This window comes from Acinetobacter sp. A47, assembly GCF_000805455.1.
GTDB lineage: Bacteria > Pseudomonadota > Gammaproteobacteria > Pseudomonadales > Moraxellaceae > Acinetobacter.
The window spans coordinates 46,169-54,039 of sequence record NZ_JSUS01000070.1; the positions used below are offsets into that span (position 1 = coordinate 46,169).

Genomic DNA, 7,871 nt, shown 5'->3' on the forward strand with positions numbered 1-7,871 from the left:
AAACATAAAAAAACCGCGCTTAGGCGCGGTCTTTTTTTAAAGTGACAAATTATTTTTTGTCATCTTTTACTTCTGTGAACTCAGCATCTACAACGCCATCGTCCGCTTTTTGTTGTTGACCTGCATCACCACCTTGGAATGCATTTGGATCAAAACCTTCAGCGCCACCCGCTGCACCTTGTGCCTGTTCATAAGCACGTTGTGTAATTGGCATCAAGATGTTTTGTAAAGCTTCAGTTTTCGCTTTGATGTCTTCAACATCATTTTCTTTGGTTGCTGCTTCAAGCTCAGAAACCGCTGTGTTGATGGCAGTTTTTTCATCTTCGGTCACTTTGTCACCAAGATCTTTCACTGCCTTGTTTGAACTAGAGATTAAAGCGTCTGCTTCGTTACGAGCTTTCGCTAACTCTTCAAACTTACGGTCTTCTTCCGCATTCGCTTCAGCATCTTTGATCATCGCTTCGATTTCAGCATCAGACAGACCTGAGTTTGCTTTAATCTGGATCGATTGCTCTTTACCCGTGCTCTTGTCTTTTGCCGATACTTTCAAGATACCGTCAGCGTTGATGTCGAACGATACTTCAATTTGCGGTACGCCACGTGGAGCAGGTGGGATATCGCCTAACTGGAAGTTACCCAACAATTTGTTTTGTTGAGCCATTTTACGTTCACCTTGGTAAACCGAAATGTCTACTGCAGGCTGGTTATCAGCAGCGGTAGAGAACACTTGTGATTTCTTCGCAGGAATCGTAGTGTTTTTCTCAATGATTGGTGTCAATACACCACCCATGGTTTCGATACCTAATGTTAACGGCGTAACGTCTAATAAAAGTACGTCAGTTTTGTCACCAGACAGTACCGCACCCTGAATCGCTGCACCAATCGCTACGGCTTCATCCGGGTTCACGTCTTTACGTGGCTCTTTACCGAAGAATTCCTGTACTTTTTGTTGTACAAGCGGCATACGAGACTGACCACCTACCAAGATCACGTCAGAGATGTCAGACGTTGAAAGACCGGCATCTTTAAGTGCAATTTTACAAGGCTCAATCGTACGGGCAACCAAATCTGCAACCAGACCTTCAAGTTTTGCACGTGTGACGTTGATCACCAAGTGTTTAGGACCAGACGCATCAGCCGTGATGTATGGAAGGTTGATTTCAGTTGCATTTGATGAAGAAAGCTCGATTTTTGCTTTTTCCGCTGCTTCTTTCAAACGTTGTAATGCAAGTGGGTCATTTTTCAAGTTGACACTTTGTTCTTTCTTGAATTCTTCAACCAGGAATTCAATTAACGCGCTATCGAAGTCTTCACCGCCAAGGAAGGTATCACCATTGGTTGATAACACTTCGATCTGCTGGTCGCCATCAAGGTCTGCAATTTCAATGATAGATACGTCAAAAGTACCACCACCCAAATCGTAAACCGCAACTTTACGGTCGCCTTCTTTTTTGTCCATACCGAACGCAAGAGCAGCAGCTGTTGGTTCGTTGATGATACGTTTAACATCCAGACCAGCAATTTTACCTGCGTCTTTGGTTGCCTGACGTTGTGCATCGTTAAAGTATGCAGGAACAGTAATCACTGCTTCAGTAACGGTTTCACCTAAATAGTCTTCTGCAGTTTTTTTCATCTTTTTCAAGATTTCAGCAGAGATCTGTTGTGGTGCCAGTTTTTTATCGTTTACCTCAACCCAGGCATCGCCATTGTCGGCTTTGATGATTTTGTAAGGTACGAGGCCGATGTCTTTTTGTACAGCCTGATCTTCATAACGACGACCGATTAAACGCTTGATTGCGAATAAGGTATTTTTCGGGTTGGTTACTGCCTGACGTTTTGCGCTTTGACCGACCAGCGTCTCGCCATCTTTATAGGCAATGATCGAAGGAGTGGTACGTGCGCCTTCAGCGTTTTCGATTACTTTTACTTTATCGCCTTCTAGTACAGCAACACATGAGTTGGTAGTACCTAAGTCAATACCAATAATTTTTGCCATTGATTATGTTCCTCTAAAATTTTGTGAATCCCCTAAAAATTTCCCTTTGCTCAAGGGCGGTTAAAAGGGGATTTGCTTGTTATTCGATATGAGAGTTATTCGGTTTTTTTCAAGCATTTTTATGAAAAAAAATCAAAAAATTCTCAATTTTCTGCATTTTTTGAGCAAATAAAGCCTTTGCTCATCGGGATCATTGGCCTACCATCACCATGGCCGGACGGATCAGGCGCCCATTTAAGGTATAACCTTTTTGTAAAACTGTCCCGATTTCATTGGCTTTGGCATTCGGGTCAATACCCACTGCCTGATGTAGATCTGCATTGAAACCATTTTGGGTATCTGCTTCGACCACACCAAATTTTTCAAGCGTGGTCAGGAGTGATTTCAAAGTCAGCTTAACCCCTTCAAGTACAGGAGTTTCTTCTTCGCCAGCTGCCTGAATCGCACGTTCCAGATTGTCGACAGAATCGAGTAATTCCTTGGCGAATTTTTCCAGCACGGTATCTTTATGCTTTTCAGATTCGCGTTGGATACGCTCTACACTTTTCTGCGCTTCATAAACCGCATTGGCAGTACGTGCTTTTTCCAGTTTCAGGCTTTCTTCAAGTTGGGTGATTTGCGCTTGTAAATCTTCAACGCTAAGCTCGTTTGCCTGCTCTACACCTTCAGCTTGAGTTTGTTCAGTCTGTTGCTCATTTTGAATGTCTTGAGCTTGCTCATTGTGCTCATTAGCCATTGATGATCTCCGTTGAAAAAAGTTCTTAAACATGTACAGTCCTTTTGGCGTGAATGCTCATAGGGGTAAACCCGAACTGCCACATCTTGGTCATTCATTGATAGGGATGAAGTATGGGCAAGGCGACAAAATTCAAGCGTTCAGGTCGATTTAAATCTTTTAATTTTGCTGATTTAAGTAAAAATTCAGGTTTTCAACAACAAAAGCGATAAATTCCTGGGTAATTTTGGGCAAATGTTGTCTTGATGCATAGACTAACGACAAGGTCAGGTCGGGTGCAGAAAAATCTGTAAATACCTGTTGCAAGCGCTGCTGTGCAATATCCTGACGTACCAGTAAGGTCGGGAGCATGGCGATCCCTTCTGCTTTTAAGCACATCTGGTAAAGTGCAACGACATCATTGCTTTTAAACGTAACATTTAATGGATAGTTCTGCGGTTGCTGATCTGTATCGAACAAGGTCCAGTACTGGTTATGGGTATGATGGGCAATACAGTCATGCTGGATCAGCTGGCTGGGGTGGAGCAGGGGCGTGTGATCCTGCAAATAATGAGGATGGGCGCAAAACACCGATTCGATCTGGCAGACCGGGCGTGCGATGAGGCCATCCGAGACTTTTTGGGTAATCCTGAGCGCCAGATCAACATGTGCATCGATCAGGTCTACGGTATTCTCGGTTAAATACACATCAAAATGAATTTGCGGATAGCGTTTTTTAAATTGCTTGATACATTCATTGACACCGAGCTGAAACAGAAACAGACCACAGGTAAAACGAATGGTTCCATTATGCTGTTCGGGCGCAGCCAGACCCTCCAGTAACTGTTGTTGCTGTAAAATATTCTCACAATAGACCAGCGCTTTTTCGCCAGCAGGGGTGAGCGACACTTTGCGGGTATTGCGTTGAAACAACCGGGTTGAAAATGTCTGCTCAAGATGTTCCAGATAGCGCGACACCATGGCTTTTGAATAATCCAGATGTTCGGCTGCTTTACTCAGATTGCCTTGCTGTGCAATACAGACAAAGACTTGAATGGCTTTTAAGGTATCCATATTTATTATCATTGTTGCAAGATATGCAACATTTTATCTTAGATTAGTGGGTTTCTTCAGCAAAAATTGCAATTTAAAGTAAGTGTTATCAGTTTGGAGACGATAACATGAAGACCAAAGCCTATATTCTTGCTTTATCTACTTTTGCTGCTACATCGGCAGCAGTAGCACAAGACCTGAAAATCCAGAATTTTCTGGCTCAGCCTGACCATTTCGGTGTGACCTCTACCTTGATCGAAGGGGAGAAAGATGTGTTGCTGGTCAATGCCCAATTCTCTAAGTCGGAAGCATTACGCATTGCAGCGGATATTCTCGACAGTGGCAAAACCTTAAAAACGATTTTTGTCAGCTATGGCGACCCGGATTTCTATTTTGGCCTGGATGTGTTTAAGCAATATTTTCCTAATGTACAAATTATTGCGACCCCTGAAACAGTCAAACATATTCAGGATACACAGGCATTGAAAGTTGCCTACTGGGGGCCAAAAATGGGTGCCAATGCACCGGATAAAATTATTGTACCGCAAGCCTATACTGCCAAAACCTTAAAACTGGAAAATGAAAATATCGAGATTAAGGGTAAAAAAGAGCTGACTTATTTATGGATTCCGAGTGCGAAAGCGGTTGTCGGTGGTATTCCGGTTTCATCGGGCATTCATTTGTGGACAGCAGATACGCCAACAGTCAAAGATCGTGCTGAAGTGGTACAGGCTTTGGAAAGTATTAAGGCACTCAATCCTAAAGTGGTTGTACCCGCCCATATGCAAGCCGGAGCGGCAGAAGGTCTGGATGCGGTGAACTTCTCGATTGATTATTTAAAACAGTATGAGAAAGCAGTGCAAAGCACCAATAATTCGGCTGAACTGGTAAAAATGATGCAAAAGCACTATCCGGCCTTAGGCGAGTCGGGCAGTCTGGAGCTCGGCGCCAAAGTGGTTAAGGGCGAGATGAAATGGCCTTAAATACGAAGCAATAACCAGAAACCGTGATGAAAATTCACGGTTTTTTTATGTAGGCTACATTTATTCTTAATGAAAATTACCCAATTGTAATCTTTTAGCACGGTTGTGCTGTGTTTCTATGAATTATAAAAAAATAAGATAACCGGATTTTTTTAATGGATTACGCCCTGAAAAGTGATGAAACTGTTGTATTGATAAATGCTTAGCATTTCGATCGGGTTTTATGAATATGTGAATAGCGCGAATAGGTGAGTTAAGAAAAATTGCAAAAAAATGCTGCTTCCATAACAAACTGCAACTAATCCTCATCACGTCCCTGGAAAAAATTGTGAATGATAGGCAACGCAAAGACAACTTTGCTTTTCGTCATAATGAAAGGAAATATACAATGAAAAAGTTAGCATTGATCTCTATGGTTGTAGCTGGTGTTGCATTAACAGCTGTAGGTTGCTCGACTCAAGGTGGTCTGGATGCTTCTGGTTCAGCACAAACCAGTGCAAGCCCGGCAGGCGTACAAGGTGGCGTTGGGGTACAGGCCGGTTCATCTGTTGATGTTCAGCCAGGTAGTGCTTCAGCTGACGTTTCAGGTTCTGTATCTGGTTCTGCAGGCGCTGGCGCTCAATAATTTTTTATTATTAGGTTGGCTTCGCACAAGATTAAACAACAGATGCCGCATTTAATCTGACGCATGTACTGCTATACATCACGCGAAGTCGACTTATTCATAAAAATGACATTTTTAAAGTGATATAAAACTAGAGCTAAATAATTGGTTCTAGTTTTATCGTTTTGGGCCCTGTTGCATGTGCATGCTTCAATTGGCACAAAAAGCAGCGATGAATAAGCACTCTGGTTAATGACTTTTTAATAATAGCCCTTTAGCGTACGACTTATTTCAAATCATCAACTTGATCTAAGACTTTATAAAAGCATATAGTCGAAGACAACAACAATGATGGACAGAGCAAGAGAAGGGGACAAAAGTGACAGCATTACCTCCAAAAATTCAAACACTGTTAGATAAAGGACAAGGTCCTGCTGCTCGCGCACTTGATAAACTCCCCAAAATTGTCCAAGAGTCTCTGGCCAAGATTTTGGGCTATCCTCATCAATATCCCGATCTGGATGCATTTACCAAATGTCTGATGGCTGTCCAGATCAAGCAAGGCCGGATTGGTTTTATTGGGGATGACCCGATTGAATCGCGTCGTCAGTTTGATGCACAAATGCTGGCAATTTTAAATAAACCAACCTCGATTGAATCTGTTGAAGATATCCGTCTGCCATTACAAAGCGGAACGGTTTTCGCAAGACATTACCATCCGGCACCCAATAAAAAACTGCCGATGCTGGTGTTTTATCATGGGGGTGGCTTTGTTGTCGGCGGTCTGGATACACATGATGAAGTTTGCCGCCTGATCGCCAAACATGCCAAAGTCCAGATTTTAAGTATCGACTATCCACTGGCGCCTGAAGCTTCACCTCAATTACTGATTAAGTCATGTGAAGATGCCCTGGCCTGGGTTTATCAAAACCGCCGTCAACTCAAAATCTATAAAAACCGTATTGCTGTTGCAGGGGATAGCGCAGGAGGGAATATCAGTACGGTGGTGGCCCAGCATGCTGCGGGTAAGTCTTATGCGCCACAAGCCCAGTTACTGATTTATCCTGTGGTGGACTTTAAAAGTCGACACCCTTCATTCTATGCCTATGGCGAAGGTTTGGTGCTGACCAGTAAAGATGTGGACTATGTCACCGACTACTATGCAACCCGGCATAATGTCGCTTTGGATGATCCGCTCATTTCACCCACCTATGGCAGCCTTAAAAAGCTGGCACCAGCTTATGTAATTACTGCCGGACATGATTTGCTTCACGACGAAGGTGCTATCTATAGCCATAAACTCAGACAAAATGGCGTTAAAGTCCAATATGTCGACTATCCAGACCAGACGCATGGTTTTTTCAACCTGACCCCGGTTTCGGGCAAGGCAAAACGCAATACCATAGAAGTGGCCAAGAACTTCAGGAAATTCTGGGATAAACATAGTTAAATGCACAGAGCCGATGTTTCACGTGAAACATCGGCGCTTGCTTTCAGGTAACAAATAGAAATAGCCAAAACACAATTGCAAAATTAAGATAAAACTCCACAACATGTCTATTTCCAAGCTGAGAAGAGCAATGATGAAAAAGTTGTTGATTACAACAGGTTTAATTTTGGCAAGCAGCCATTTATTTGCAAACACCATGGTTGAGATGAAAACCAGTATGGGCAATATCGAAATCGAGCTGTTTGATGATAAAGCACCTATTTCAGCAAAGAACTTTGAAAGCTATGTAAAAAGCAATTTCTATGCAGGCACCATCTTCCATCGCGTGATTCCTGGTTTCATGGTTCAGGGTGGGGGGCTAGAAGCCAATATGGTTGAGAAGAGTACCCGAGCGCCGATTGTGAACGAAGCCGGCAATGGTCTGAAAAATACACGAGGTACTTTGGCAATGGCGCGTACCAGTGATCCGAACTCTGCAAGCAGCCAGTTCTTCATTAATGTTGCAGATAATAACTTTTTAAATAAATCTGCAATGGATGCGGGTTACGCCGTGTTTGGTAAGGTCACCAAGGGAATGGATGTGGTAGACAAGATTGTCAGCGTACCGACCGGTAACTATGGAATGCATCAAAATGTCCCGAAACAACCGGTTAAAATTGTCAGTGTTCAGATAAAGAACAAGAAGTAAAAAACAAAGCAGAAATATCTATAAAATATTTCTGCTTTAAATTTATAGGGTTATGGAGAAATAGTGGAAATAATACGCATATTTGTGTGTAAAAAAAGAACACTCAATAAAACAAAGGCTTAAAAAAGCTTGCACACTAAAAAAAATCTCCTATAATGCACACATCCCGACGCAATGAAGCAAAAATAACTTAGCTTTAATGGTTAAGTTGTTAAATATTTTTGCGTTTTATTTATCGCTGACGAGGCGATAAAGAGATCATTAAGAGAATAGAAGAACAACTTGTGTGGATTTTTACCGGTTGATCGATCGAATATATTTCATTGATTAATTGGTTTAAATTTCTCGAAGTTTATTTGAGCGAATATAAGTCAGTAATTGA

The 7,871-nt window shown here is 42.3% G+C and carries 7 protein-coding genes; 4 read left to right on the forward strand and 3 right to left on the reverse strand.

The genetic code is table 11. The features are described from left to right. Positions 1–49 precede the first annotated feature (49 nt). The 3 genes from dnaK to OC23_RS15290 form a co-directional block, all read right to left on the reverse strand. Positions 50–1,996 carry a molecular chaperone DnaK gene (dnaK, locus tag OC23_RS15280; RefSeq protein WP_038345768.1) on the reverse strand — a complete coding sequence of 649 codons (1,947 nt, stop codon included), beginning with the start codon at positions 1,994–1,996 and terminating at the stop codon, positions 50–52. A gap of 190 nt (positions 1,997–2,186) precedes the next feature. Continuing rightward, positions 2,187–2,732: a nucleotide exchange factor GrpE gene (grpE, locus tag OC23_RS15285; protein WP_038345769.1), complete on the reverse strand. Its 546-nt coding sequence runs from the start codon at positions 2,730–2,732 to the stop codon at positions 2,187–2,189. Positions 2,733–2,891: 159 nt separating this feature from the next. Next, positions 2,892–3,785 carry a LysR family transcriptional regulator gene (locus tag OC23_RS15290; protein WP_038345771.1) on the reverse strand — a complete coding sequence of 298 codons (894 nt, stop codon included), beginning with the start codon at positions 3,783–3,785 and terminating at the stop codon, positions 2,892–2,894. Between the two features lie 107 nt (positions 3,786–3,892). Between OC23_RS15290 and OC23_RS15295 the strand changes: the two genes are divergently transcribed. From OC23_RS15295 to OC23_RS15310, 4 genes are all read left to right on the forward strand, one after another. Continuing rightward, on the forward strand, positions 3,893–4,747 hold the full coding sequence (locus OC23_RS15295; RefSeq protein ID WP_038345773.1) for an MBL fold metallo-hydrolase: 855 nt from the start codon (positions 3,893–3,895) through the stop codon (positions 4,745–4,747). Positions 4,748–5,135: 388 nt separating this feature from the next. Beyond that, positions 5,136–5,372 carry a hypothetical protein gene (locus OC23_RS15300; protein WP_038345774.1) on the forward strand — a complete coding sequence of 79 codons (237 nt, stop codon included), beginning with the start codon at positions 5,136–5,138 and terminating at the stop codon, positions 5,370–5,372. 358 nt (positions 5,373–5,730) lie between these two features. Next, a complete protein-coding gene (locus OC23_RS15305; RefSeq protein ID WP_038345775.1) occupies positions 5,731–6,801 on the forward strand; it encodes an alpha/beta hydrolase in 1,071 nt (356 codons plus the stop codon). A 130-nt stretch (positions 6,802–6,931) separates the two neighbouring features. After that, positions 6,932–7,489 carry a peptidylprolyl isomerase gene (locus OC23_RS15310; protein ID WP_038345776.1) on the forward strand — a complete coding sequence of 186 codons (558 nt, stop codon included), beginning with the start codon at positions 6,932–6,934 and terminating at the stop codon, positions 7,487–7,489. Positions 7,490–7,871 lie beyond the last annotated feature (382 nt).

What these genes read in the sequence shown, in the direction of transcription:
- grpE (WP_038345769.1), bottom strand. Translation starts at nt 2,732, where the DNA reads ATGGCTAATGAGCACAATGAGCAAGCTCAAGACATTCAAAATGAGCAA.
- dnaK (WP_038345768.1), bottom strand. Translation starts at nt 1,996, where the DNA reads ATGGCAAAAATTATTGGTATTGACTTAGGTACTACCAACTCATGTGTT.
- OC23_RS15290 (WP_038345771.1), bottom strand. Translation starts at nt 3,785, where the DNA reads ATGGATACCTTAAAAGCCATTCAAGTCTTTGTCTGTATTGCACAGCAA.
- OC23_RS15310 (WP_038345776.1), top strand. Translation starts at nt 6,932, where the DNA reads ATGATGAAAAAGTTGTTGATTACAACAGGTTTAATTTTGGCAAGCAGC.
- OC23_RS15295 (WP_038345773.1), top strand. Translation starts at nt 3,893, where the DNA reads ATGAAGACCAAAGCCTATATTCTTGCTTTATCTACTTTTGCTGCTACA.
- OC23_RS15300 (WP_038345774.1), top strand. Translation starts at nt 5,136, where the DNA reads ATGAAAAAGTTAGCATTGATCTCTATGGTTGTAGCTGGTGTTGCATTA.